Source organism: Polaromonas sp., assembly GCF_029945685.1.
Taxonomy (GTDB): domain Bacteria; phylum Pseudomonadota; class Gammaproteobacteria; order Burkholderiales; family Burkholderiaceae_C; genus Polaromonas.
The window spans coordinates 406420-432530 of the sequence record NZ_JAQSDA010000027.1 but is presented as its reverse complement, the minus strand read 5'-3'; the positions used below and the strand labels follow the sequence as shown (position 1 = coordinate 432530).

24 protein-coding genes are annotated in these 26111 nt (G+C 63.6%); 10 read left to right on the top strand and 14 right to left on the bottom strand.

Annotated elements, in window-relative coordinates:
• Positions 1-37 precede the first annotated feature (37 nt).
• A complete protein-coding gene (gene cphA, locus PSV26_RS20490) occupies positions 38-2263 on the bottom strand; it encodes a cyanophycin synthetase (RefSeq protein WP_300573602.1) in 2226 nt (741 codons plus the stop codon).
• A 201-nt stretch (positions 2264-2464) separates the two neighbouring features.
• Between cphA and PSV26_RS20485 the strand changes: the two genes are divergently transcribed.
• A complete protein-coding gene (locus PSV26_RS20485; protein WP_300573599.1) occupies positions 2465-4801 on the top strand; it encodes an ABC transporter ATP-binding protein in 2337 nt (778 codons plus the stop codon).
• 10 nt (positions 4802-4811) lie between these two features.
• Positions 4812-5300, top strand: coding sequence for a DUF1854 domain-containing protein (locus PSV26_RS20480; protein ID WP_300513450.1), 489 nt, complete (start codon positions 4812-4814; stop codon positions 5298-5300).
• Positions 5301-5468: 168 nt separating this feature from the next.
• Here the strand turns inward: PSV26_RS20480 and PSV26_RS20475 are convergent, their stop codons facing one another.
• The 8 genes from PSV26_RS20475 to PSV26_RS20440 form a co-directional block, all read right to left on the bottom strand.
• Complete coding sequence (locus PSV26_RS20475) at positions 5469-5891, bottom strand: bacteriocin (protein ID WP_300573597.1); 423 nt, start codon at positions 5889-5891, stop codon at positions 5469-5471.
• A 316-nt stretch (positions 5892-6207) separates the two neighbouring features.
• Entirely contained in the window at positions 6208-6975 is a 768-nt protein-coding gene (locus PSV26_RS20470; RefSeq protein ID WP_300513446.1) for an ABC transporter permease, read from the bottom strand.
• 3 nt (positions 6976-6978) lie between these two features.
• A complete protein-coding gene (locus PSV26_RS20465) occupies positions 6979-7821 on the bottom strand; it encodes an ABC transporter ATP-binding protein (protein ID WP_300573594.1) in 843 nt (280 codons plus the stop codon).
• A gap of 124 nt (positions 7822-7945) precedes the next feature.
• On the bottom strand, positions 7946-8989 hold the full coding sequence (locus tag PSV26_RS20460) for an ABC transporter substrate-binding protein (protein WP_300513441.1): 1044 nt from the start codon (positions 8987-8989) through the stop codon (positions 7946-7948).
• 177 nt (positions 8990-9166) lie between these two features.
• The gene (locus PSV26_RS20455; protein ID WP_300573591.1) at positions 9167-10399 is read right to left on the bottom strand and encodes an ArgE/DapE family deacylase; all 1233 of its coding nucleotides are present in this window, start codon (positions 10397-10399) and stop codon (positions 9167-9169) included.
• Positions 10392-12176, bottom strand: coding sequence for a 2-oxo-4-hydroxy-4-carboxy-5-ureidoimidazoline decarboxylase (gene uraD / locus PSV26_RS20450; protein WP_300573635.1), 1785 nt, complete (start codon positions 12174-12176; stop codon positions 10392-10394). The genes PSV26_RS20455 and uraD overlap by 8 nt, the downstream gene beginning before the upstream one ends.
• 8 nt (positions 12177-12184) lie before the next feature.
• Positions 12185-13135, bottom strand: a complete 951-nt coding sequence (gene puuE, locus PSV26_RS20445) for an allantoinase PuuE (RefSeq protein ID WP_300513437.1) — start codon at positions 13133-13135, stop codon at positions 12185-12187.
• A gap of 6 nt (positions 13136-13141) precedes the next feature.
• Positions 13142-13807: a GntR family transcriptional regulator gene (locus tag PSV26_RS20440; RefSeq protein WP_300513435.1), complete on the bottom strand. Its 666-nt coding sequence runs from the start codon at positions 13805-13807 to the stop codon at positions 13142-13144.
• An 88-nt stretch (positions 13808-13895) separates the two neighbouring features.
• On the opposite strand from PSV26_RS20440, the gene uraH reads away from it, so the two are divergent.
• Entirely contained in the window at positions 13896-14249 is a 354-nt protein-coding gene (uraH, locus tag PSV26_RS20435) for a hydroxyisourate hydrolase (protein WP_300573588.1), read from the top strand.
• Between the two features lie 26 nt (positions 14250-14275).
• Here uraH and PSV26_RS20430 read toward each other — a convergent pair whose 3' ends face one another.
• Positions 14276-14920 carry a hypothetical protein gene (locus tag PSV26_RS20430; RefSeq protein WP_300573585.1) on the bottom strand — a complete coding sequence of 215 codons (645 nt, stop codon included), beginning with the start codon at positions 14918-14920 and terminating at the stop codon, positions 14276-14278.
• 92 nt (positions 14921-15012) lie between these two features.
• Here PSV26_RS20430 and PSV26_RS20425 point away from each other — a divergent pair, with 92 nt between their 5' ends.
• Positions 15013-15405, top strand: coding sequence for a hypothetical protein (locus tag PSV26_RS20425; protein ID WP_300573582.1), 393 nt, complete (start codon positions 15013-15015; stop codon positions 15403-15405).
• Positions 15406-15420: 15 nt separating this feature from the next.
• On the top strand, positions 15421-16263 hold the full coding sequence (locus tag PSV26_RS20420) for a hypothetical protein (RefSeq protein ID WP_300573579.1): 843 nt from the start codon (positions 15421-15423) through the stop codon (positions 16261-16263).
• A gap of 52 nt (positions 16264-16315) precedes the next feature.
• On the opposite strand, the gene PSV26_RS20415 is transcribed toward PSV26_RS20420, so the two are convergent.
• A complete protein-coding gene (locus PSV26_RS20415) occupies positions 16316-16828 on the bottom strand; it encodes a hypothetical protein (RefSeq protein ID WP_300513432.1) in 513 nt (170 codons plus the stop codon).
• A gap of 148 nt (positions 16829-16976) precedes the next feature.
• Here PSV26_RS20415 and xdhC point away from each other — a divergent pair, with 148 nt between their 5' ends.
• Positions 16977-17864 carry a xanthine dehydrogenase accessory protein XdhC gene (xdhC, locus tag PSV26_RS20410; protein WP_300513430.1) on the top strand — a complete coding sequence of 296 codons (888 nt, stop codon included), beginning with the start codon at positions 16977-16979 and terminating at the stop codon, positions 17862-17864.
• 138 nt (positions 17865-18002) lie between these two features.
• Positions 18003-19244: a urate hydroxylase PuuD gene (locus PSV26_RS20405; RefSeq protein ID WP_300573576.1), complete on the top strand. Its 1242-nt coding sequence runs from the start codon at positions 18003-18005 to the stop codon at positions 19242-19244.
• A gap of 20 nt (positions 19245-19264) precedes the next feature.
• Here the strand turns inward: PSV26_RS20405 and PSV26_RS20400 are convergent, their stop codons facing one another.
• Positions 19265-20200 carry a LysR family transcriptional regulator gene (locus PSV26_RS20400; RefSeq protein WP_300513426.1) on the bottom strand — a complete coding sequence of 312 codons (936 nt, stop codon included), beginning with the start codon at positions 20198-20200 and terminating at the stop codon, positions 19265-19267.
• A 101-nt stretch (positions 20201-20301) separates the two neighbouring features.
• Between PSV26_RS20400 and PSV26_RS20395 the strand changes: the two genes are divergently transcribed.
• The 3 genes from PSV26_RS20395 (at position 20302) to PSV26_RS20385 (ending at position 23877) form a co-directional block, all read left to right on the top strand.
• Positions 20302-21393 carry a tartrate dehydrogenase gene (locus PSV26_RS20395; RefSeq protein ID WP_300573573.1) on the top strand — a complete coding sequence of 364 codons (1092 nt, stop codon included), beginning with the start codon at positions 20302-20304 and terminating at the stop codon, positions 21391-21393.
• A gap of 64 nt (positions 21394-21457) precedes the next feature.
• The gene (locus tag PSV26_RS20390; protein WP_300513422.1) at positions 21458-22414 is read left to right on the top strand and encodes a tripartite tricarboxylate transporter substrate binding protein; all 957 of its coding nucleotides are present in this window, start codon (positions 21458-21460) and stop codon (positions 22412-22414) included.
• Between the two features lie 86 nt (positions 22415-22500).
• The gene (locus PSV26_RS20385; RefSeq protein WP_300573570.1) at positions 22501-23877 is read left to right on the top strand and encodes a glycerate kinase; all 1377 of its coding nucleotides are present in this window, start codon (positions 22501-22503) and stop codon (positions 23875-23877) included.
• Between the two features lie 620 nt (positions 23878-24497).
• Here the strand turns inward: PSV26_RS20385 and PSV26_RS20380 are convergent.
• Complete coding sequence (locus PSV26_RS20380) at positions 24498-24917, bottom strand: thioesterase family protein (protein WP_300513418.1); 420 nt, start codon at positions 24915-24917, stop codon at positions 24498-24500.
• A 161-nt stretch (positions 24918-25078) separates the two neighbouring features.
• Positions 25079-26086: a tripartite tricarboxylate transporter substrate binding protein gene (locus PSV26_RS20375; protein ID WP_300573567.1), complete on the bottom strand. Its 1008-nt coding sequence runs from the start codon at positions 26084-26086 to the stop codon at positions 25079-25081.
• Between the last annotated feature and the right edge of the window lie 25 nt (positions 26087-26111).

Genomic DNA, 26111 nt, shown 5'->3' with positions numbered 1-26111 from the left:
GGTTCGCGGGAGCTGCGTTTGGCAAGGGAGTCGGTGCTCATGCGGCCTTTTCTTCCCGTGTGGAACGGTCTGTGGCCGTTTCCAGGTTGAAGGCTTCAATGCCGGCACCTATCAGGTTGAGCGGAATATCGAGCGCCCATGCCGCTGAAATGGCGGCAAGCAGGCTGTCTTCGGCAGTAGGGGCATGCCGGCCTTGCCAGACGGCCAGCTTGTCCAGACCGGGCAAGAAGGCTTCGCTGGCACCGGTGGCAAGCACAACCTGGCCCTGGCGCATGAAAACTGCCCGGCCACCGCCGCCCAGGTGGGTGGCAATGGCGGGCAAACCCGGATCGGTCGCGTAGAAGATCACCTCGCCGTCACACAGGGGGGCCATCTCCACGATCGCCGGGTCGGCTGCATTGAGCACCGCCACACCGTCGGCCAGCACGACATCGACTTGCGAGCGCATGACCTTGAACATCTGCTCTTCGCCTGCCACATCGAATTCGCCCAGTGCGCCGGCGCCCCCGAGGTCGGTGACCACCCCGACCTGGCAGCGGTCATAGGCCAGGCCACTGCGCAAGATGGTGGCGGCTCCGTTTTCAAACACGGCGGCCTGCACGGCACGGTTGATCAGCAGGCGCTGACCGGCCTCCCATTGCGTGCAGTCGCTGGCATCGAGGCAACGCCCGTCGAGGAACAGGCCGTCGCGGCAGGCCAGACCGGTGTGCCGCCCCGACAGCTGAAGCAGCCAGGCCACCAGCCGTGCCACCTTGTGCGTACCCGCCGAGCCGGCCACCCCCACCACGGGAATGCGGCCGCTGTGCGTGCCTTCGGGCGCTTCGGGAAACAGGTGGTCACAGATGGCGCGGCCGACCGGCCGCGGCGCACCTTCGGCGGGCTTGAGGTGCATCAGCAACCCGGGTCCGGCGTTGACTTCCACAATCGCGCCGCCCTGGGCATGCAGGGGTCTGGAGATGTCCTGCGCCACGACATCCACACCGGCGATGTCCAGACCGACGACGCGGGCGGCCAGCGAGACGATATGGTCGACGTCGGGATGGATGTCGTCGGTACAGTCAATCGCGACATTGCCGTTGCGCTGGATCAGCACCTGGCGCCCCGCGTCCGGCACCGAGGCGGGGCCCAGCCCCTGGCGCTGCAGGTCCAGCAGGATGGCTTCGTCCTTGTCCAGCTCGATCAGGCCGAGCGGGAAGTCTTCGGTGGCGCCGCGCCGCGGATCGGTGTTGAGCTGCGCGTTGACCAGTTCGGCCACACTGGCATGGCCATCGCCGCGGACAGTGGCGGTCTCACCGCGGGCAGCGGCGACCACCCGCCCGCCAACTACCAGCAGGCGGTGTTCGTGGCCGCGCACGAAACGCTCGACCATCACTTCGCTGCCGTGGGGCGCTGCCACCTGGAACGCGGCTTCGACCTGTTCGCGGGTGGTGAGGTCCAGCGACACGCCGCGGCCATGATTGCCGTCGCTCGGTTTGACCACCACCGGCAGACCGATTTCCTGCGCGGCTTCCCAGGCGGCTTCGGCGCTGTCGACAATTTCACCTTCTGGCACCGGCACGCCGCAGGAAGCCAGCAGGCTTTTGGTCAGGTCCTTGTCGCTGGCGATGCCTTCGGCAATCGCGCTGGTGAGCTCGGTCTCGGCCGTCCAGATGCGGCGCTGGCTGGCGCCGTAGCCCAGCTGGACCAGGTTGCCGTCATTGAGGCGGATGTGCGGGATGCGGCGCTCGGTGGCGGCAGCAACGATGGAGGCCGTGCTGGGGCCGAGGTAACACTCGTCGACCTTGTCACGTACACGGCCAACGGCCGCCTGAAGGTCGGCGTCGCTGAAAGCCTCGTTGTTGATGGCGGCCATCAGCAGGCGGTGGCCCTCTGCCAGCGCGCTGCGCGCCACCTGCTCGTCGCGGGCGCGGACCACCATGCGGTAGATGCCGCGCTGCGAGGTGCTGCGGGTCTGGCCGAAACCGGTGGGCATGCCTGCCAGGTTCAGCAGTTCGATGACGACGTGCTCCAGCACATGGCCGGCCCAGGTGCCTTCATAGAGGCGCTGGATGAAGCCGCCGCGCTCGCCGACGCCGCAATGGTGTTCGAGCAGGGCCGGCAGCAGTGCAACCAGGCGGTCGCTGAAACCCGGCAACAGGTTGGAGGGCAGGTCCTCCAGGGTGCCGAGGTCCATCCAGACTTCCAGCACAGGGCGGTAAGTCCAGATGTTGGGGCCACGCAGGTAATTGATGCGCAGAAGCTGGATGTCGTCCTGTTTGGTCATGTTTTTCTGGATTCGGTCAACCGGCCGGGCCGGGGCAACGTTCTTTTCTGAATAGGCGCCCACAATGGGCGTTTCTGTTTGATCGGGCAGGTTTTCCTGTCTGGCGGCCGAATCTTGCATCAGCCGACGCGGATTGGGCGAAAATCCCCGATTTGACCCCACTGTTTCCGGGGCACCGGTTTTTACGGCTTCCACATCACAATGCAACATTCCCATCCGGTCGATGCCTCCAGCGAGGCTGGCCCCGCGCAGACCGACCTGCGCGCGCAACTCGCAAACCATGAGAACGTGCTATGTACGGTGCTGGTTGACCTGAATCAACAACTTCATTTTTCCCGGGGTTTGCTGGCGCTGACCGACCTCCGCCTGATGGCCCACGACCCGGAAACCGGCCTGTGGGCCAGCTGGCCGTTGCGACCGGAAGAGGCATCCGGCCAGTGGCTGCCCCTGTCCCTGCGCCATTTCGACCATGCCGGTGTCGGCACACTGGAGCTTCATCAGGGGGGGCAGCGGTTGCGCAGCTGGCGGTTCACGCTGGCGGTCAATGTGCAGGCGCTACGACTGCTGCGCCTGTTCGAGCAGCAACTGGCGCCGGGTGCGGCTGCCACCGGCGACGAGATGGCCCTGTGCCCCTTCTGCGACACGCTGCTGCCGACGGACAGCGACGAATGCACGACCTGTGCCCGCGAACTGCACACGCCGCCGTCGACCTGGGTGTTGCTGCGTCTGTGGCGCTTCGCCCGGCCTTACCAATGGCAGCTGCTTTCAGGGTTTCTGTTGACCCTGGCCTCTACCGCCGCAACCCTGGTGCCCCCCTACCTGACGATTCCGCTGATGGACGACATCCTGATCCCGTTCCAGAACGGCCAGCAGATCGAAACCTGGAAGGTGCTCGCCATTCTGGGCGGCCTGCTGGCGGCGGCGCTGCTCGGCTGGGCGCTGAACTGGGCCCGCACCTATCTGCTGGCGCTGGTGTCCGAACGCATGGGCGCCGACCTGCGCACGGCCACCTTTGACCACCTGCTGGAGCTGTCGCTGGATTATTTCGGCGGCAAACGCACCGGCGACCTGATGAGCCGCATCGGCTCGGAAACCGACCGTATCAATGTGTTCCTGTCGCTGCACGCGCTCGACTTTGCGACCGATGTGCTGATGATCGTGATGACCGCCGTCATCCTGTTTTCGATCAACCCCTGGCTGGCGCTGGTCACCCTGCTGCCGCTGCCATTTATTGCCTGGATGATCCACACGGTGCGCGACCGCCTGCGCACCGGTTTTGAAAAAATCGACCGGGTCTGGTCGGAAGTGACCAATGTGCTGGCCGACACCATTCCCGGCATCCGTGTGGTCAAGGCCTTTGCCCAGGAAAAGCGGGAAGCCCAGCGTTTTCGCGACGCCAACCGGCACAACCTGCTGGTCAATGACAAGCTCAACAAGGTCTGGTCGCTGTTCACCCCGACGGTGTCGCTGCTGACTGAAATCGGCTTGCTGGTGGTCTGGGCCTTCGGCATCTGGCTGGTTTCCAAACAGCAGATCACGGTCGGTGTGCTGACCGCCTTCATTGCCTACATTGGCCGTTTTTACACCCGGCTCGATTCCATGAGCCGCATTGTTTCGGTCACGCAAAAAGCGGCGGCCGGGGCCAAGCGCATTTTCGACATCCTCGACCATGCTTCCAATGTGCCGGAGCCGGCCCACCCGGTGCCCATGGCGCCCATGCAGGGCCGCATCGAGATGAGCGGGCTGGGCTTTCGCTATGGCAACCGGGCGGTGATCCGTGGACTCGACCTCACGATACAACCGGGCGAGATGATAGGCCTCGTCGGCCACAGCGGCTCGGGCAAAAGCACGCTGGTCAACCTGATCTGCCGCTTTTACGATGTCACCGACGGCAGCATCAGCGTGGACGGCACCGACATCCGGCGTTTCACCGTGGCCGACTACCGGCGCAACATCGGCCTGGTGTTGCAGGAGCCTTTCCTGTTTTTTGGCACCATCGCGGAAAACATCGCCTACGGCAAGCCGGGCGCCAGTCGCGCCGAGATTGTGGCCGCCGCCCGTGCCGCCCATGCGCACGAGTTCATCCTGCGCCTGCCTCAGGGTTACGACTCGCTGGTTGGCGAGCGCGGCCAGGGCCTGTCGGGCGGCGAACGGCAGCGCATCTCGATCGCGCGTGCGCTGCTGATCGACCCGCGCATCCTGATTCTTGACGAGGCCACCTCGTCGGTGGACACCGAGACCGAGCAGGAAATCCAGAAAGCCCTCGACAACCTGGTGCAGGGGCGGACCACGATTGCCATCGCACACCGTCTGTCCACCCTGCGCAAGGCCGACCGGCTGGTGGTGATGGACCGCGGCCAGGTGGTGGAGGTCGGACCGCACGACGAACTCATGGCGAAACAGGGCGCGTACTGGCGGCTCTACGAAGCGCAGGCGCGTCAGGTTGACAGCGAGGGCAATGCCGATGCAGAGGAAGGCCGCATCGCGCTGGCCACCTCGCAGGTCGCCCATACGGCTCAGCATAACGGCAATGTCTGAAGGATTGAGCATGACCATCCCTCCCGTTTCAGTCAGCCCTGCTTTCCAGCTGGAGCGACACGCCTCGGGCCAGTTGCTGCTGGTGGCGGCCGACGGCGAGCAGCACCTGGGCGTGGTGCCGGTGCGCGCCTTCCCGATTGCCGCGCCGGAGGAGGGCATCTCCCTGATCAGCAGCGAAGGCCACGAACTGGCCTGGCTGGAGCGACTGGGCGACTTGCCGCTGCCGCAGCGCAGCCTGCTGGAGGAAGAACTGGCGCTACGCGATTTTGTGCCCGAGATCACGCGCCTCATCAGCGTGTCCAGTTTCGGCACACCCAGCACGTGGGCGGTGGAGACCGACCGCGGCGAAACCAGCTTTGTGCTCAAGGGCGAGGAAGACATCCGCCGCCTGAGTCGCGAGTCCTTGCTGATTGCGGCTGGCCATGGCGTGCATTTCAGTGTGAAGGACATGGGGTCGCTGGACCGCGCGTCACGGCGGCTGCTCGAGCGCTTTCTCTGACCTCTGTCGCCAGGCGGGGTACGCTGGCAGGGTCCGCCGGATCAGGGTAGGAGTCTGGGGCCGCTGCCGGGTACGCGCGGTACTGCCGGGAGCAGCAGCGTGCTTGGCCTGGGTGCCGCGCGGCAGTGTTTCAGAGCCCTCTTGCTGTCATGGTTGCAAACCGGCGAATCAGCGGGATGGATCTTCACGCCGCGTTTCGCCGGCGCGAGTGACTTCCTTGTCGGCTGCCCCCGGGATGGCGCTGGCGGGATCTTCCGCAGTCACCAGTGGGCCCGCGGCGGCTCCGCCCAGTGCGCCAGCCACCAGGCCCACGGTTCCGCCGACCAGCACGCCGACCGGGCCAGCCAGGACAGCGCCAACGGCCGCGCCGGTAGCGGCACCGGCTATCCCGCCACCGCCCATCAGGACGGAATTCGCTTCGCGGTTGGACTCTGCAGCCGTAAGGGGAGTCTGTGCCGCAGGCTCAGGGTCCTGCGAAGGAACGCCGTGGCCGGGCCGGGCTTGTTCCGCAAGGTCTTTGTCTGCCGGGTCGACGTTGAGCGCCCGGGTGGGCGACGGAGCGGTAGGGGTGGGGGCAGGGGATGGGGACATGTGTCTCTCCTTGGAAGTGGACCGACGAGGGCATGAGCGCGACATGCGCCACTCCTCCGGTGTACCCCCGGCACCTGCGCCTGCCGGGCCGTCCGGCAGGCCGCACCCCTGTCAGACAAGGGCCCTGATCCGGCGCAAGGCGCACGCGCCGATCACCGAGCGCCAGGGGGCCAGAGGGCCAGAGGGCCGGACAGAGTCTGCGATGGCAAATACGCCAGTCACACCGATCCTGGCTGCTATGATTTACATAGCTGTTTGCGCCCGTCCCAATTGGGCTGAAGCCCGATTTCATGGAGGAAACCGGAGGCGGGCGGCGTCAGTCGCCCTGAGTTCCCCGGTGCGCCCAGCCCGTCGTGTGTTTCTCGATGTAGCTGAACAGCTCGTACATGATCATCGCCATCGCACCGATCACCACCAGCCCGGCAAAGGCCAGCGCCATCCGTTGCTGCGAGCCGGCGCTGAGCATGAGGTAGCCGATGCCGGAGTCGCCGGCCGTCATTTCCGCCAGCACGGTACCGACAAAAGCCAGGGTGATCGCGATCTTGAGTGAGCCGTAAAAGTAGGGCATGGAGCGCGGCAGGCCGACCTTCACCAGCACATCCCAGCGCTTGGCGCCCAGCACGCGCAGCACGTCTTCCAACTCAGGCTCCAGCGTTGCCAGGCCTGTCGCCATGTTGACGGTGATCGGAAAAAACGAGATCAGGAAAGCGGTCAGGATGCCAGGGCCGACGCCGATGCCGAACCAGACGATCAGGATGGGCACAATGGCCGCCTTGGGCACGGCATTGAAGGCGACCAGCAGCGGGTAAACCGCGGCGTAGGCCAGGCGCGAGGAGCCGACCAGAAAGCCGAGCATCACGCCGACCACGATGGACAGGCCGAAGCCGACCATGGTGACCCAGAAGGTTTTCCAGGCGGCCTGTGCGATCGGGCCGGCGAACTCGGCCATGGACTGGGCGATCGCCAGCGGCGCGGGAAAAATGTATTCGGCGATGCCGAATACAACGACCACCCCTTGCCACAGCGCCAGGATGGCCAGCAGCAGCACCAACGGGGACCAGCGTTCAATCTGTTTTTTTGTCATGACTTATTTACCCTCTGTGGCTGGCGCGGGGTTGATGACGGGCGTGCGGATGGCCCCGATGTGGCTGCGCAGCTCGTGGACGATGTCGCCGAAGGCCTGGGTGTAGGTCACCTCGAGGTCGCGCGGGCGCGGCAGGTCGATCTCGCGTTTGACGACAAACCGCCCGGGGCTTTTGCTCATCACATACACGGTGTCGGCCAGGAAGACCGATTCGCGCAGGTCGTGGGTAACCAGGATGACATTGAAGCGCTGCTCGGTCCAGAGGTCGCGCAGGATGCACCACAGTTCCTCGCGCGTGAAGGCATCAAGCGCGCCGAAGGGCTCGTCGAGCAGCAGCATCTTGGGTTCGTGGATCAGCGCGCGGCAGATGCTCACGCGCTGCTGCATGCCGCCCGACAGCTGCCAGGGGAACTTGTCCTCGTAACCACCCAGGCCGACCTTCTGCAGCAGCTTGCGTGCGCGCTCCTCGAATTCCTTTCGTTTGGACTTGAATTGACTGCGAAAGGGCTCGACGATCTCCAGCGGCAGCAGCACGTTGTCCACCGTGGTCCGCCAGGGCAGCAGCGAGGGCGCCTGGAAAGCCATGCCGGAAATCTTCAGCGGGCCGGTCACCGGCTGCCCGTCGATCGTGATGCGGCCTTTGGACGGCATTTTCAGGCCGGTGGTCAGCTTCATGAAGGTGGATTTGCCGCAGCCCGAGGGTCCGACGATGGCGATGAACTCGCCCTCGCGCACCTTCAGGTCGATGGCTTCGACCGCGAAGTGATTCTGCGCCAGCAACTCGTCGTTGTAGGCGAGCCAGACGTCGCTGAAGTCAACAAAATGGCTGTCGGGATGTGCTTGCATGTTTTTTGAGTTTTGTGATTCGCCCGGGGTATTCAGGACAACGGCCGGCGTTTCAGGGAAAGGCCGGCCGTGTCGTTCAAGGTGTCTTCCGGCGCGAGTCGCCGGCGGGCGCCGTATCTCGCCGTTACTTCTTTGGGGCGGGCAGAACGTTGAGCTCGGCCGCAGTGGGCAGGAAGGAGCCGTTCCACACGCTGTCGGCATTGACGCGTGTTTTGGTGTTGAAGGCGTCGGACACCTGCGAGGCCATCAATGTCAGGCGCGGGCCCTTGGCCTGGCCGAAACCTTCGGCACGCGCGTCGGGGCTGTTGATCACGGTGTCAATGGCCAGCTGCAGGCGGCGTGTTTCGAGTGCGGTGTTGATGATGCCGTCGCGTGCCTTGACGTCTTCAATGGCTGCCGCCGGTTTGGCGATGACTTCTTTCACGCCCTTGGTGAAGGCCAGCAGGAAGGCCTTCACGGCGGCGGGGTTCTCCTTGATCATTTTCGGCGAGGCGATGATCACATTGCCGTAGAGCTTGACGCCGTTGTCGGCATAAGGCAGCACCACCACGTCCTCGGCTTTCACGCCGCGCGCTTCGAGGTTGAGCAGCGAGGTGAAGGTGAAGCCGGTGATGGCGTCCACATCGCCGCGCGCCAGCATGGTTTCGCGCAGCGGCGGGTCCATGGCAGTCCACTGCACGCCGCTGATGTTGTTGGCCTTGGCGAAAATCGGAAAAGCGCGGCGGCCGGCGTCGAACACCGGTGCGCCGAGTTTTTTGCCGTTCAGGTCAGCCACGGTCTTGATGCCGGATTTTTTCAGGGCCATCACCGAAGCGGGCGTGTTGTTGTAGACCATCATCACCGCGACCGGCTTGTTCGCGGCGTCGGGGTTGTTGGCGTGAAATTCCATCAACGCGGCCAGGTCGGCAAAACCCATGTCGTAGCTGCCCGAAGCGACGCGGGTCACGGTGCCGCCTGAGCCGTTGCCGGCGTCAATCGTCACGTCGAGTTTGGCGTCCTTGAAGTAACCTTTGGCCGCGGGCGTGACAAACAGCGCCGCCGGGCCTTCGAAACGCCAGTCCAGCTGGAACTTGATGGGCGTGTTCTGGGCGTAGGCATTGCCGCAGACGGCGGTGGTTGCCGTTACGGCCAGGGCTGCGATGGTCTTGATGAAAGCGCGTTTTGTCATGGGTGCTCCGGGAAATGTTAGGGATGTATCACGTCAAGCAAGAAGAATGCCGGGCTGGTGTCTGGAGGCACCCTGTGCATCCCTGATTGTGGGTGGGGCGCACGGCGCAGCCATCGGGATATCCCCTGAACCGGTCTGCACCGGCGGCCAGGGCGATGGTTGCCGGCGCAAGGGGGCTCATGGCAGGGGCGCCAGCAGTTCGCGCAGGGTGCGTGCAATCACCTTGGTGGCACCGCGCAGATCGTCGAGGACCAGGTGTTCGTCGGCGCGTTTGGCGTTGGACTCGAGCACCGTGCGAGGCCCTGCGCCATAAATCACGCCGGGGATACCGGCCTCGGCGTACAGACGCACATCGGTGTATAGCGGCGTACCCATCGCCGGGATGGGCTCACCGAAGACCGCCTGGCCGTGCTTCTGGATCGCGTCGACCAGCGGCTGGTTGCCCGGCAGCGGCTTGAGCGCGTTGGCCAGCAGCAGGCGCTTGATCTCGACACGGACACCTTCGCACGCCCTCGCGGCCTCATTGATTACCTTGCGGATTTCGCGTTCCACTTCAAACGGCTTTTCCTCGGGAATCATGCGGCGGTCCAGCTTGAACATCACCTTGCCCGGGACGACGTTGGTGTTGGTGCCGCCTTCGATGCGGCCCACATTCAGGTAGGGGTGGTTGATGCCCTCGACTTTCGAGCTGATCTTCTGGTACAGCACGTTCTGCGCATACAGCGCATTCAGGACGTGCACGGCGGCCTGCAGTGCATCCACACCTGTGTCGGGGATGGCGGCATGGGCCATCTTGCCGTGCACCGTGACTTCCATCTGCAGGCAGCCGTTGTGGGCAGTGACCACTTCATGGCTGAATCCCGCGGCGATCAGCAGGTCCGGCCGTGTGAGCTTGTTCTTGAGCAGCCAGCCCGGACCCATCTCCCCGCCGAACTCCTCGTCGTAGGTGAAATGCAGTTCCACACTGCCGTGCAGGGGTATGCCCAGTGCCTCCAGCGCCCGCACGGCGAACGTGTAGGTGGCGAAATCGGACTTGCTGACGGCCGCGGCCCGGCCGTAGATCCTCCCGTCCACGACCTTGCCGCCATAGGGTTCCTGGGTCCAGCCTTCACCGGGTGGCACCACGTCACCGTGGGCGTTCAGGGCGATGGTCCGGCCTTCGCCGTAACGCCGGCGCACGATCAGGTTGGTCAGGGACTCCAGGCCATAGGCCTTCACCTCCACCGGCGCAATCTTGTGTTTTTCCGCCTCAAAACCAAACGCGTGCAGCAACTCGGCGGTACGTTCGGCATGCGGGGCGTTGTTGCCGGGAGGCGTGGGCGTGGGCACGCGGATCAGCTCCTGCAGAAAACGCACTTCCTCATCGAAGTGGGCGTCCACCCAGGCATCCAGTTGTTCGTCATCAGTCATGCGTGGTTCCGCCAACCTGGTTCAGCAGGTGCTGGAAGGCCTGGACGGCCAGCTCAATGTCGTCGCTGGTGGTACTTTCCAGCGGGTTGTGGCTGATGCCCGAGTTCTGGCCGCGCACAAACAGCATTGCCTGCGGCATCACCTCGTGGAGTTTCATCGCGTCGTGGCCCGCGCCGCTGGGCATGCGGTAAAGAGGCACGCCCAGGCTGTCCACCGCCTTCTCCCAGCGCTGTTGCCAGGCCCGGGCGCTGGGTGCCGCGGCGGCGCGCATGGTTTCTTCGGTGCTGTAGTGGACGCCGCGGCGTTCACAGATCGTTTTGAGTTCGGCCAGCACATCGGCCACCATCGCATCACGCTGCGCATCGTTGGGTGCGCGCAAGTCCAGTGTGAACTGGCAGCGGCCAGGCACCACGTTGGTCGAGCCGCCAGGCACCGTCCAGATGCCGATGGTGCCGACCGAGTCGCCATCGCGGGCCGCGCGCCGCTCCACATACAGCGCGAGTTCAGCCACCGCCAGCGCCGCGTCGCGGCGGCGGTTCATGGGGGTGGTGCCGGCGTGGCTGGCCATGCCGGTGATCTCGCAGGTGTAACGCACGCCGCCGTTGATGGAGGTCACGATGCCCAGCGGGATGTCGAGTTCATTGAGCACCGGCCCCTGCTCGATGTGCACCTCGACAAAACCCAGGTGGTCGGCAGGCTTGCGTTGCAGGGCAGCTATCGACTCCAGCGTGGCCGGCAGGCCGGCGTGCTGCATGGCTTCGCGCATGCTGATGCCGTCGGCGTCTGTCTGGTCCAGCCAGGCCGGGTTGAACTGGCCGATCAGCGCGCCGGAGCCGAGAAACGTGGCCTTGTAACGCTGGCCTTCTTCTTCGGCAAAAGCAATCACTTCAAAGTCGAAAGGCAGCCGCTTGCTCGCGCGCGACAGCTCGCCCACACAGGCCACGGGTACAAAGATGCCAAGTCGGCCGTCGTACTTGCCGCCGTTGCGTACGGTGTCGTAGTGCGAGCCGGTCATCAGGGTCCTGGCGCCTGTCACGGCCGCCTTGTAGCGGCCGACCACGTTGCCGACCGCGTCCACGCTGACCTCGTCGAAGCCGCTGTCCCGCATGGTCTGCTCAATCAGCCGGGCAGCTGCGCGATGCGCGTCGGTGAGGTAGGTCACCGTGAGCTGGCCTTTTTCCAGGTAGCCCGGGTCGCTGAAAGTGCTGAGGCTTTCCTGCCAGTCCCAGACCTGGTTGCCCAGGCGGGGTTCGGCGCCCAATTTGTCATTGAGCCGCAACTCGGCGATGCGGTGGATGTTGCGCAGGGCTTCCCCCAGCTCGAAGTCCGGGTGGTTGGCCAGACGCTGCTCAAAGGTGGCGATGATCTCCTGCCGGCTCAGGCCGGTGCCGCGCGGGCCGCGCACGGCCAGGACGAAGGGAAACCCGAACCGCGTGTTGTAGGCGCTGTTGAGGGCCTGGATGCGCGCAAATTCTTCCGGCGTGCAGTGGGTCAGGCCCGCCTTGTTCTGCTCGTTGGTGGATTCGGCCGTCAGCGTGTTGCTGACCATGGCCTTGCCGGCCAATTCGGGGTGGGCGCGGATCAGGGTGAGTTGGGCCTCGCGGCCGGCCTTGCGGACCATGCCGGCCATCAGGTGTTTGAGCTGTGCCAGCGACCGGAAAGGGCGTTGTGCCAGCGCGCCTTCGACGATCCACGGGGAATGTTCGTAGAGGCCGGCCAGCCAGGCGGCGGCTTCAGTCGCCGGTGCGGCGTTCAGTTGTTCAAGGGACAGGGGCATGGTCATGGTCATTCTTTAAAGGGGTGGACTTGCTGCCAATGGCGTGCAATGTCGATGCGGCGGCAGATCCAGACATGCTCGTGCTGCTGGACATGGTCGAGGAATTTCTGCAGTGCCACCATGCGGCCGGGCCGGCCCAGCAGGCGGCAGTGCATGCCGATGCTGAGCATCTTGGGCGCGTTCAGGCCGTTCGGGTCGCCTTCGGCATACAGCGCGTCGAAGCTGTCACGCAGGTAGATGAAAAAGTCGTCGCCCTGCGCGAAGCCCTGGGGCAGCGCAAAACGCATGTCGTTGGTGTCCAGCGTGTAGGGCACCACGAGCCGCGGCACCACGGTGCCGTCGGTGCGCGCCACTTTCATCCACAGCGGCAGGTCGTCGCCGTAGTAATCGCTGTCATAAGCCAGCTGGCCGTCGTCGGCGACCAGGCGCCGTGTGCGCGGACTGTCGCGGCCGGTGTACCAGCCCAGCGGCCGCTGGCCCGTCATCTGCGTAATGATGTCCAGGCCCAGGCGCATGTGTTCGCGCTCGACGACTTCGTCCACATCCTGGTAGTTGATCCAGCGCAGGCCGTGGCAGGCGATTTCGTGGCCCAACTCGACAAAGGCGGCGGTCAGCTCGGGGTGACGCTGCAGGGCCATGCTGACGCCGAACACGGTTAACGGCAGCCGGCGTTTTTCAAATTCGCGCAACAGGCGCCACACACCGGCCCGCGAGCCGTACTCGTAAATGCCTTCCATGCTCAGGTGGCGGTCGGGGTAGCTGGGCGGGTTGGCCATCTCGGAGAGAAACTGTTCGGAGCCGGCGTCGCCATGCAGCACGGCGTTCTCGCCGCCTTCCTCGTAGTTCAGCACGAACTGCACGGCAATGCGGGCGCGGCCCGGCCACTGCGCATGCGGCGGCGTGCGGCCATAACCCACCAGGTCTCTGGGGTAGGGCAGGGTGGTGTCGTAGATGGTCATGCAGTTTCAGGACAAGGCCATGGAAATATCGCTTGTCGGCATCTGGCGTTCAAAGCTGAGGTTTTCCTCGACATGCCGCAGGTGGTCGTTCATCAGGCGCACGGCGCGATCCTCGTCCCGGGCGGCCAGGGCTCTCACGATCTCGGCGTGTTCGTCATGGGAGTGTTCGGCGGCGCTGGCGCTCTGGTACATCAGCGTGATCAGCGAGCAGCGCGAGATCAGGTCGCCCAGCATTTGCGCCAGCACCTCGTTGCCCATGAGCTCGGCCATGCGCACATGAAAGTCGCCCAGCAGCTCGGTGCGACCCGGCGCGTCCTGCCGGTCCACGGCCATCTTTTCCTGGGCCACATGTTCCTTCAGGGCCTTGATCCTGGCCGGCGTGACACTGCGCACAAACGCCCGGGTCATCTCGGCTTCCAGCATGCGGCGCACCGCAAACACCTGGCGCGCCTCGGTGACCGAAGGCGCAGCGACAAAGGCGCCGCGTGCGGGCTCGAGCCGGATCAGCTGGTTTTGCGAGAGCTGGAACAGCGCCTGGCGCACCAGCGTGCGCGAAACGCCGAAGTGGTCAGCCAGTTTCTGCTCGGCCAGTTTGGTGCCCGGAAGCAGCCGGTGCTCCACAATGGCCCTGGTCAGGGCTTCAACAATGGCGCTGGTGGTGGACGATTCCATGGTGCAAATGATAGTTGGAAAGCCCAAAACTGTATACACTTTCGGTGGACCATCGGGCAGACCGACTCACAGAAAACAAGGAATTGACATGGGCCTGAGCACGCATGTGCTGGACACCATGCACGGCACGCCAGCGGCCGGCATGGGCGTCGAGCTGTACACCACCGAAGGCGATCGGGCCACGCTGGTGAAAGCCTTCCATCTGAACAGCGACGGCCGCAACCCCGACGGGCTGCTGTATGACAACAGCAGCCTGCAGCGCGGCACTTACCGGCTGGTCTTCGATGTGGCGGGCTATTTCGCCGCCCGGGGCGTGACGCTGCCGGAGCCGAACTTCCTGAACAAGGTGAGCCTGGACTTCGGCGTGGCCGATACCAGCCAGCATTGCCACGTGCCGCTGCTGGTCAGTCCCTGGAGTTATTCGACGTATCGCGGGTCGTGAATCGGCCGTGCATATTTACGGTACGTTCACGGTTGAACTTCACCGCCGAAAGACCGGTCATTAAGAACTTCCTCGGACTTGATCGCGTACGGGGTAATGTCGAGGCCAGCAATACCAGCCGAATGCATGCTGGATAAAAAGCCATAAATATTTACGACCCTCAGAATCTCAACTGTCTCGTCATCCGGATGGCAAGGCTCAATTCCCGACCCGCCGAGCCGACGCACCACTTGCCTATAGCCACCGTGGGAATAGTCGGAAAACGTATCCCATACATGCCGTTTGCCTTGTGCAAATATTTCTGTGTTTTCGTGGCGGCGCTTGAGGGCAGTGATCATCGTTTCAAACTTTGGGAAAGATTGCCGTTCAATCACGATCTCATATTGGTTTGCCGTCATGACAGTTTCACACCAAAGTCCACGCATGAATGCTTCATATACTGAACGAGCAAGGGCGTATGCCGACGTTCTCGCGCCCGCTTTAAGCAATAGCAGAATGGCTTCTCGGTGGTCGAGCGCGATTGAATAGCATGCAAGCGCCACGCGACGGTGCCCCGTTTCGACAAAGCGATTGGGATGATAGCCAACTATCCAGTCTGTCAATCGATGAGCATCTTGCACTGCCGCATTAACCGAAGGCGATTTTTCCCGATGGATTGGCATATCGATCATGACTAGCCCCACGTTGACGCGCAAAATATGAACAACAAATCAATTGGCAAAGACGGCCAGCACATCATTTAGCAAATAGCAGGGAGGATCTGATGCCAGACTACATCGTTTATCACAAGGCCGAAGTTATGGGATACCCTGCGATTGAGGTAGACAATCTCAGTATCTACACAAACAAAACCATAACGGAAGCACTGGGCGGGCAAGTTTGGTTGATCGCTGGCGCTGGCAGACCTAGAGAATATTTTCTTCGGGCGACATTCCGAATCCATCGAATCGAGCCATCGGACAAAGCCGAATTCAGCGCGAGAATCATTGGAACAAGCGGTCAACTTCTTGACCCAATGCCGAAACTCAACGACGAGTTGTGGTTTCCTGATTTTGTTGAAGAGCAAGGTCGATTCGCATTCGGCTTTAACAGGATTAAGAATGAAATTGCTTCAGCAGGGTTCCGTGCGGTACTTGCGGCAAACCCGATTCTCTAGGCAATGATTCGCTTCTTGGACCCAGCCCCGCACTGGAAAAAATATGTTGCCCAAGTTCGTGACTTCGACGCCGTGCTTGAATATGCAAAAGCGGTGTCCACTTCGTTGATCGGAACAGTTCCAGCGCATAAACACATTCGTTACGGTGAACAAATATTTGTGAAACTCCTTGGGCACTGCGTCACGTTGCGCAGAATCGCACCAGATGCAACAAGGCGGACCGGCAGAGAGTTGTGGGATGCACCGTCGATGTCATCGTTAGCGCGGTGCGTGATCGAGGCACACGATGCCTTTACCTACATTGCACTAGGACACATGACTTCAACGGAACGTGATTTCCGACTTCAGCTCTGGGAGCTGCACAGCAAGAACCGAAGAGCAAAAATGCTGAGGGCTATAGGCTCTGTTGACCCCCGGCTGAGCACAATCGAAGCTGAAGAAAAAATCCTACAAAACGCTATAACAGGCAGTTCATTCTTCACTTCGATATCTGCAAACGTCAAACAAAAAATATTAGGTGGTGACCCTCCGCCATTCCACCTAACTCAGCGTGAACGATGCGCCATGGCCGACGTGAATTTTGACTATTACAACGTAGTCACGATGCACTTATCCCAAAACGTACATACGCACCCTCTCTCAATACAGCAGCTTCTAGCATTTCGCGCCGGTGATGCCGATGCGTTAGCAATGATGTCCTTACCGTTGGACTACGCTCTGCCGTTTCTTGCCCGGGTAACGCATGAGATGCGAAATATGTTTCCCAAAAAAGTAGCCTCACCGCCTAGCCGAACAGCTAGCAAGATGCTCCTGTGGAGAACCATTTCTGCGCACGGTGTGAAAGGCAAAGCACCTTGAAATATCGCCCGCAATACCTGCTGAAGTGGTCATGCAGTGAGCAACCGTGGGCCTAATTCTGCCCTTCGGTCAGCGTATCAAGCTGGAATTTGCCGCTTTTGTGCCAGAGCCAGGTGTCGGTGTAGACGACTTTGCCAATCCGGACTGGCGCCGGAAAAGGCGATGCGGCCTTGATCATGCGTTCGATCTCGGCAATGACCTCTGGCGCGTGGCGCGGTGCCCGCATCCAGTCGAGACGGGTCACAATGCCGACCTGGTTGATTTCCACGTTCAGCACACCGACGGCGTAAAGCAGGGGTGGCATTCTCCCCTTGTAGATGCGGTCGGCGTGCAGTCCGTAAATGTGGCTGGCACCACTTTGGCGGTAGGCGCGGGCCGTCGGTGCGGCCGACTGACGCGCCGAGCCGGCGGGGCCGGAAATCGGGCCGACCACGGGAGACGACGGAGCCGCCGGTTCGGGCTCGGCCGCCGGCGGGGGTGCGGACTTGCAGGCTGAAACGAGGGCCCCGACCGCTGTCGACAGCAGGGCCGCAAGCCAGAAGCGGCGGTGTGAGGTTTCAGGCATACGTGTCCTTGTGTAGTTGCCAGGCGGGGTGGCTGCTATGGTGCAGTCTGTCCGGGGCCGTTGCCGTCCCGGAAAGCTGCCGTCTGGAAGTTGAATTATGCGTTCTCCGGGTCCCGGAAAGCGGGCCGTGTATCAGAGGGTTTCTACCGTGAGTCAGCGCAAGGATTTGTTTTTGGCACGGCTGGCGCAGGAGCCGGCTGTGCTGGTCGAGGTGAGTGCCACCGAAGGTTCGGTGCCGCGCGAGGCCGGGACCTGGATGGCGGTTTTTGCCGAGGGGGCGGTCGGCACCATAGGCGGCGGCCACCTGGAGTACGAGGCGACGGCGAGAGCACGGGCGCGTTTACGGGGCCTGCCGGGTGAGGCGTCTGGCCGCTTTGTGCTCGGTCCGTCGCTGGGGCAATGCTGTGGCGGCGTGGTTCATCTGCGTTTTGAAGTGCTCGGTCCGGACGACGTGCCGGCACTGCGCCGCCGGCTGGACAAGCATTTACAGCCGGTTGCGCTTTTTGGGGGTGGGCATGTGGGTTTTGCGCTGATGGAGGTGCTCTCGCGCCTGCCGTTTGCCCTGACCTGGATCGACAGCCGCGACGGCATTTTCCCGGACGAGCTGACAGGTTTTTCCGCCGGGCCGCCCCTAGGTGAAACGCGCCCCCTTGGGGGGCAGGGAGCTACACGAAGTGAGCGAACGTGGGGGCCTCATATCGTCTGCGAGCATTCCGACCCGGTGCAACGCGCGGTGACGGGCCTGGCGCCGCAGTCGCGTGTGCTGATCATGAGTTTCAGCCACGCCGAGGACCTGGACATCGTGGCCGAATGCCTCAGGCGCCAGCGCGAGCGGGGCGACCTGCCTTACATCGGCCTGATCGGCAGCAAAACCAAATGGGCGACCTTCCGGCACCGGCTGGAGGCGCGCGGCTTCAGCGCTGAAGAACTGGCGCAGGTGACCTGCCCGATCGGCCTGCCCGGCATCAGCGGCAAGGAGCCGGAAGTGATTGCGGTGGCGGTTGCGGCGCAGTTGTTGCATGCCAGCAGGCCATAGATCGCATACACTTTTAGCTTCCCCCTGGTCGCAGCGGAGCACATTTTTTTGTTGTTCGTGGCCTTTGTCTGCTTACAGCGCCCGCAGTGGTGAGCAGCTTGCACAAGGCAGCGCCGCGTCGCTGCATAGGTTGAGATCATGGAAAGTTACCTTCTTGACTGGGCCAACCTGCTGCTGCGCTGGGTCCACGTCATCACCGCCATCGCCTGGGTCGGCTCCTCGTTTTATTTTGTCTTTCTCGACTCCAGCCTGACGCCTCCTGTCGATGACGACTTGAAAAAGCAGGGCGTCAGCGGCGAACTCTGGGCTGTGCATGGCGGCGGTTTCTACCACCCGGTCAAGTTTGCGGTCAAGCCGCCCACCTTGCCCGCCCACCTGCACTGGTTTTACTGGGAGAGCTACAGCACCTGGCTCACCGGTTTTGCGCTGTTCACCGTGTCCTACCTGTGGAACGCCGGCACCTACCTGGTCGACAAATCGCTGATGAACTGGTCGCCCGGCGCCGCCATCGGCGTGGCGCTGTCTTTCTTTGTGGTGTTCTGGATGCTGTACGACGGCATCTGCCAGCTCTTTGGCAAGCGCAAAAACGGGGATGCCATCGTCGGCGCGCTGGTGCTGGTGCTGGTCTGTGTGGCGTCCTGGCTGGCCTGCCACTGGTTTGCCGGGCGCGCCGCTTTCCTGCTGGTGGGCGCCATGATTGCCACCGCGATGAGCGCCAATGTCTTTTTCTGGATCATTCCCGGCCAGCGCAAGGTGGTCGCCAGCATCCAGGCCGGCGAGCCGGTGGACCCGGTGCACGGCCAGCGCGGCAAGCAGCGCAGCGTGCATAACACGTACTTCACGCTGCCGGTGTTGTTTGCCATGCTCAGCAACCACTACAGCTTTACCTGGGGCCACCCCCAGAACTGGCTGGTGCTGATTGTCATGATGCTGGCCGGCGCCCTGATCCGCCAGTTTTTTGTCATGCGCCATGGCTTCAAACTGGGCCGCAATGGCAACCCGCTGCCCTATGCGCTGGTCGGGGTGGTGCTGATTCTTGGCGCCATCGTCTGGATGAAACCGCCCGCGCAGGCTGCAGGCGCCGGGCTTGCTACTGATTCAATAGCTGTTGGCGAAGTATTGGCGGGGGCTGCAGGCCAAAATGACCATAGCCCTCTGCAGAAAGTGCTGGAACAACGCTGCTACCAGTGCCACGGCGCGCAAGTCCAGATGAAAAACGTGCGCCTCGACTCGCCGGCGCTGCTCAGGCAGCATGCGCAGGCGGTTTACCAGCAGGTGGTGGTCAGCAAAACCATGCCGATGAACAATGCCACCGGCATCACCGAGGCGGAACGGGACCTGGTTCGGCAGTGGTTCGAAGCCGGTGCGCCTGTACCCTGAGATCGCCCTGAAAACGTCTTTTACCAGCGGGTGACCAGGCCCGCAGCCAGCGTGGACGATTTCTCGAAGTGGCCGGCCAGGTAGTCCACAAAGGCGCGCACACGTGCCGACACCTGATGCCGCTGCGGCCAGACCGCATGAATGTCGGCCGGCGGGGTCTGGTGATTCTCCAGCACCTGGCGCAGCCGGCCACTGCGCAGGTAGCGCGCGATGTCCCATTCGGCGCGCATCACGATGCCATGGCCGGCCAGCGCCCAATTGACGGCAATTTCGCCGTCGCTGGTGCTCAGGTTGCCGCGCACCTTCACGGTTTCCGTGCGTTTGCCCGACACCAGGCGCCAGATGCCGTAGGCCTCGTCGCCCTGGCGGATGCCGATGCAGTTGTGCTGCGTCAGCTCGTGCGGCACCCTGGGCGTGCCGTGTCTGGCCAGGTAGGCGGGGGCCGCACACAGCAGGCGCCGGTTCGGGGCCAGCTTGCGCGTGATCACCCGCGCCTCGGGCGGTTCGCCGAAACGCACACACACGTCAAAGGCGTCTTCGCTGGCGGGCGGCGGGTTGACGGTGAGCTGCAACTGGACCTGCATGTCCGGGTGCTGCTTCACGAAGCCGGAGATCAGCGGTGCGATGTGGCTGCGCCCAAACCCCGGGGTGGCGTTGACGCGCAGCAGGCCCTTGGGCGCCGCCACCGCGCTCGACACCAGTTGCTCCATGTCGTCGATCTCGGCCAGGATGCGCCGCGCGTGGCTGAGGTAGATCTCGCCTTCGGGCGTGGGGCTGATGCGGCGCGTGGTCCGGTTCAGCAGCAACACGCCCAGCCGCGCTTCCATGAGCGCCAGGCGTTTGCTGACCGCCGGCGTGGTCACGTCGAGCTCGCGCGCCGTGGCCGAGAAGCTGCCGCAACGCGCCAGCAGGCTGAAAAACGCCATCTCTGAAGGGGCGGAGGCCGGTGTGCTCATTATTAACTTAAAGTAAACAATGTAATAACTCTAAGGCGTTCTGTTGAATCAGGCAAGCGCTAGAGTCCGCCCTTGATGCTCAAACATTTCAAGGACATGTCATGAAGGTTTACAAGATTGCCTGCATCCCCGGCGACGGTATTGGCAAGGAAGTGGTCCCGGCCGGTCAGCAGGTGCTGCAGGCGCTGGCCGCCACGCAGAATTTCGGCTTTGCCTTCACCTCCTTCGGCTGGGGCGGCGACTGGTTCCGCGCGCACGGCGTGATGATGCCCGACGACGGCCTGGACGCCCTGCGCGACCAGGACGCCATCCTGTTCGGCTCTGCGGGGGACCCGCACATTCCCGACCACATCACGCTCTGGGGCCTGCGCCTGAAGATCTGCCAGGGCTTCGATCAGTACGCCAATGTGCGGCCCACACGCATCCTGCCCGGCATTGATGCACCGCTCAAGCGCTGCACGCCGGCGCAGCTCGACTGGGTCATCGTGCGCGAGAACTCCGAGGGCGAATATTCCGGCGTCGGCGGCCGTGCCCACCAGGGCCACCCGATCGAGGTAGCCACCGATGTGTCCATGATGACGCGCGCCGGCGTCGAACGCATCATGCGTTACGCCTTCAGGCTCGCGCAGTCGCGCCCGCGCAAGCTGCTGACCGTGGTCACCAAATCCAACGCCCAGCGCCACGCCATGGTCATGTGGGACGAGATCGCGCTGCAGATCAGCAAGGAGTTCCCGGACGTGACCTGGGACAAGGAACTGGTGGACGCCTGCACCGCACGCATGGTCAATCGCCCGGCCTCGCTGGGCACCATCGTGGCGACCAACCTGCATGCCGACATCCTGAGCGACCTGGCGGCGGCGCTGGCCGGCAGCCTGGGCATTGCGCCCACCGGCAACATCGACCCCGAGCGCCGCTACCCGTCGATGTTCGAGCCCATCCACGGTTCGGCCTTCGACATCATGGGCAAGGGCCTGGCCAATCCGGTCGGCACGTTCTGGAGCTGCGTCATGCTGCTCGAGCACCTTGGTGAAAACACGGCGGCGCAGCAACTGATGCAGGCCATCGAGGCCGTCACCGCCAACCCGGCCCTGCACACACGCGACCTGGGCGGCAAGGCCACCACCGCGCAGGTCACCGCCGCTGTGTGTGCGCTGCTGGCCCAGGGCGGCGCGCAGCAGGCGCACGCGGCCTGACCCTTTTTTTCCTTGACCCTTTTTTCCGTGGCATTTGCATCAATATCAAAAAGGAGACAGCAGCATGAAAGTTGACATCCGACACTGGATAGGTATCGCCTGCCTGATCGTGGCACCCATGGCGCTGGCGCAGTCTTGTCCCGACAGGAACCTGATGTACTGGCAGGCCTTTCCACCCGGTGGCGAGTCGGACCTGTCGGCGCGTCACCAGCAGATGGTGCTGAAGAAAAAATGCGCAGCCATCGATGCCATCATCCAGTACAAGGCGGGGGCGGGCGGCGGCCTGATGTGGGGCCAGATGAACCAGTTGCCCGGTGACGGCCTCAATGTGGTCGGCATCAACCTGCCGCACATCGTGTTCCAGCCCATGGAAGGGCAGGTGCAATACAAGACGCAGGACATCACGCCCGTGTTCTGGTTTCACTTCACACCGGACATCCTGGCCGTGCCTGAACAAAGTCCGATCAGAAGTTTTGCCGACTTCATCAGTGCGGCCAAGGCGGCGCCCGGCAAGCTCAACCTCGGCGGCTCCGGGCTGAATTCGGCCAATCACGCGGCGCACGAGCGCATGAATGCCGCGTTCGGAGTCAAGACCAACTACATCCCCTACAAGGGGACCGGTGACATGTCGCTGGCCGTGGTGGGCAACCAGATTGACGGGGCGATGACCTACTCTGCCTTTGCCATCAACAACAAGTCCAAGGTTCGTGCCCTCGCCATCGCCATGGAAAAACGGCATCCGCTCCTGCCCGACGTGCCCACCTTCAAGGAGCTGGGCGTGGACTGGGTGGACGGTGCCTACCGCGGCATCGGAGTTCCCCGCTCGACGCCGCCCGAAACCCGCAAGCGCCTGTCGGACATGTGGGCCGCGCTGAACGCCGATCCGGAGATGAAGGAGCTGGCCGCCAAAAGCGGGTTTGAACTGGTCAATGTGGGGGTGGACCAGATGGATTCCTTCATGAAGGAAAAGACAAAGCTGTACACCGAAGGCGCGCAACGCCTCGGTCTGGGCAAGAAGTAAACCTCAGCAGCCGCGCCTCCACGGCGCGAGCTTCCGCTGGAGTGACCAGCGGGTTACGGCGGCACAATACGGGCTGGAGACAACGCATGACCGCACCGAACCCCGCCACCGAACCCCGCGCCTTTCTCGAACATCTGTATCAGGCCGCCGTGCAGCGCGCGCTGCCGCTGCACAACACGGCAGCCTGCCTGCCGCCACCACCCCGGGGCAGAACCATCGTCATCGGCGCCGGCAAGGCCGGCGGTTCGATGGCGCAGGCCGTTGAAGCGCTGTGGCCGGCAGACGCCCCGCTCGAAGGCCTGGTCGTCACGCGTTACCACCATGTTCCACCAAGGCCTCAGGGCTTGCCGCAGCGCATCGAGCTTGTTGAGGCCGCCCACCCGGTGCCTGACGCGGCCGGCCTGGCCGCTTCGCAGCGCATTCTGGCGATGGTGCAGGGCCTGACCCGGGACGACCTTGTGCTCTGCCTGATCTCCGGCGGCGGCTCGGCCTTGCTCACGTTGCCGGCCGACGGCTTGAGCCTGGAAGACAAGCAGCGCATCAACAAGGCCTTGCTCAACAGCGGCGCCAATATCGGCGAGATGAACTGCGTGCGCAAACACCTCTCGCGCATCAAGGGCGGGCGCCTGGCCGCGGCCTGTGCGCCGGCGCGTGTCGTCACGCTGACCATCAGCGATGTGCCGGGGGACGATCCGTCCATCATTGCCAGCGGCCCGACCGTGCCCGACGCCAGCAGCTGCGCCGATGCGCTGGCCATCCTGAAGCGTTACGGCATCGACCTGCCGGCGGACGTGTTGTCGCGGCTGGAAAGCGGGGCGCTGGAAACCCCCAAACCCGGCGACCCGGCGTTTGAAGGCCACGAGGTCCACATGATGGCCACACCCCAGCAATCGCTGGAAGCGGCAGCCGCAGCGGCGCGTGCGGCGGGGATGGCCGCCTACATCCTCAGCGACGAGATGGAAGGGGAGTCGCGCGAGGTCGGCAAAGTACACGCAGCCATCGCGCGCACCGTTGCACGATCTTCGGATTCCTCGCGTGTCGTGGCGCTGAAGGGCCGGCCCTTCAGCAGGCCCTGCGTGATTCTGAGCGGCGGTGAAACCACGGTGACGGTCCGGCCCCGGCAGCCCGGTGACGCAAAGGGCCGTGGCGATAGCAATGAAGCCCGCCCCGGCCGCGGCGGGCGGGCCGGCGAGTTCTGCCTGGGCCTGGCGCTGGGCCTGCAAGGTCAGCCGGGCGTCTACGCGCTTGCAGCGGACACCGACGGCATCGACGGTGTGGAAGACAACGCCGGTGCCTTTGTGGCGCCTGACACCCTGAGGCGCGCGGTCGCACAGGGCATGAAGATCAACGGCTTTCTGGACCGCAACGACGCCTACGGCTACTTCGAGCCACTGGGCGATCTGGTGATCACGGGACCCACCCACACCAATGTCAACGATTTCCGGGCGCTATTGATTTTGTAGCTAGCTGCGCAATTTCCATAAGGATTGTGGCGAGAAGAGGTTGTCATCCCGGGCTTGATCCGGGATCCACTCTTGCTGACTACTCACGTTGTTTATGGCGCAGTGGTTTGCCCACAAGCCGGGGGTTGCCCGGCGGCAAGTAACTTTCTTTTGCGTCGCCAAAAGAAAGTCACCAAAGAAAAGGCGACCCGATGGTCTGGGGCCCCTGCGCTTCGCTCCGGGGCAACCTCCGGTACTCACCGTTAGCGGGGGCTAGCTCGAACTCGCTTCGCTCAGACAATCGCTCGCCCTGATCCGCTTTCGGCTGCGCTCCTCGGTCCAGCCCGACGGGGGGGGGGAATCGAATGCAGGACCGGGATCGGATGCGGGAGACAGGATGCGCGCAGCGCGTCCTGTCGAACCTCATGGGACCGTCATGTTTGCACGCGAGCGCAGCACACGCGGCCAAATGAAGTCCCCCTCCATCGCCCAGCGGGGCGAGGGAGGGGTTAGGGGCGGGAGTGGGGAGTCAAGTCCTGCTGTCCCTGGCACGTCCGGGTGCCGAACCTTGTCAACGACAGTGGGCAGGGGGTTGCCCGCAATGACAAATCAGGGGTAGCTGGCCGGTCGCTGGTCCGGCCCTACTCGCACAGCGCGCGAATGTCGGGCGGAATCGGCAACGCCCGTATGGCTTCCGGGTTGTTGGCCCGGCGTCCGGCGAAGATGCGCACCTCGTCGCATTCCATGATGGCCTCGTCCCCGCGCATGATGCGGTAGCGCTGCACAAAACTCTTCTCGCGCCATTCAGGGATGGAGGTGTGGATGTCCAGCGTGTCGCCATAGGTGGCAGTGCGCAGGAAACGCGAATGGGTGTCCACCAGCGGCGTGCCGATCACGCCGATTGTTTTTTCGGTCTCCTGCCAGGAGGGCACACCGCACTGCACAAAATAATTGCGCGAAGCCGCGTCTATCCAGCGAAAAAAATTGGGAAACCACACAATGCGCGCCGGGTCGCAATCGCCGAATTCAACGCGGATGGTGTGGATGATCTGTTTGCTCATGGGGTCATTATGTCGTCAGGCTTCGACAGGCTCAGCCCGAACGGTTGGGGTGTCCGAAGGCTTTCTTGTTCAAGCAGGGGCCGCGGGTCTGGCTTTGCCAGCCCGCAGGCGCAGCGCCTCCTCGGGGGGCAGCGCAGTACGCGAAGCGACAAGCGTGGGGGCTAGTCTCCTGTGATGTTGCGCGCCCGGATCAGCGCGCCGAAACGTGTGCCGTCAATCGCCGCGCGCATGTTGAAGTCGGACGGCGACATCGGGGCCGGAATGCCGCCTATCGCCATGATGCGGTCTTTCACCGGCTGCGTGGCGAGGATCTTGTTGATCTCCTGGTTCAGCCGGTTCACGATGGCCGGCGGGGTGCCGGTCGGCGCGTAAAAGCCGAACCAGGTGTCGGCATCGAAGTTTTTCAAACCGGCTTCGTCCAGGGTCGGTACGTCCGGAAACAGGGGCGAGCGTTTGGCACTGCCCACGGCCAGCAGCTTGAGCTTGCCGGCCTTGACATGCTGCAGGCCGATGCCCGGGTCGAACATGAAGTCGAGCTGGCCGCCCAGCAGGTCCTGCATGGCCGGCGCCGCGCCGCGGTAGGGCACATGCACCGCAAAGGTGTTGGTCTGGGCCTTCAGCATCTCGGCCGCCAGGTGCGGCGAGCTGCCATTGCCCGGTGAGCCGAAGGACAGCTTGCCGGGATTGGCCTTGAGGTAGGCCAGGAACTCCTTCACATTGTTGACCGGCAGCGAAGGCTTGACTTCCAGGAACACCAGCACGCGCGCCGCGGCCGCCACCGGCACCAGGTCTTTCGCCGGGTTGAAGGACATCCGGGTGTACAGGTGCGGGTTGACCGACACCATGCCGCCTGAACTCATGAGCAGGGTGTAGCCATCGGCAGGCGCCTTGGCCACGGCTTCACCGCCGATGTTGCCGTTGGCACCACCGCGGTTTTCCACCACCACGGGCTGGCCCAGGGCCTCAGCCAGTGGCGTGCCGATGGCGCGCGCCAGCTGATCGGCCGCGCCGCCGGGCGGGAAGTTGACGATGACCTTGACCGGCTTGGCCGGCCAGGCCTGTCCTGAGCCTGACGAAGTGGTCTGTGCCTGGGCTGCGGAAAACAGGCTGCCGGCAATCAGCGCCAGCGCCAGCAGGGTGCGGCGGCCGGGTTGGAAGAATGGGGCCATGGTGTTGTCTCCTCGGGGGTGGGTA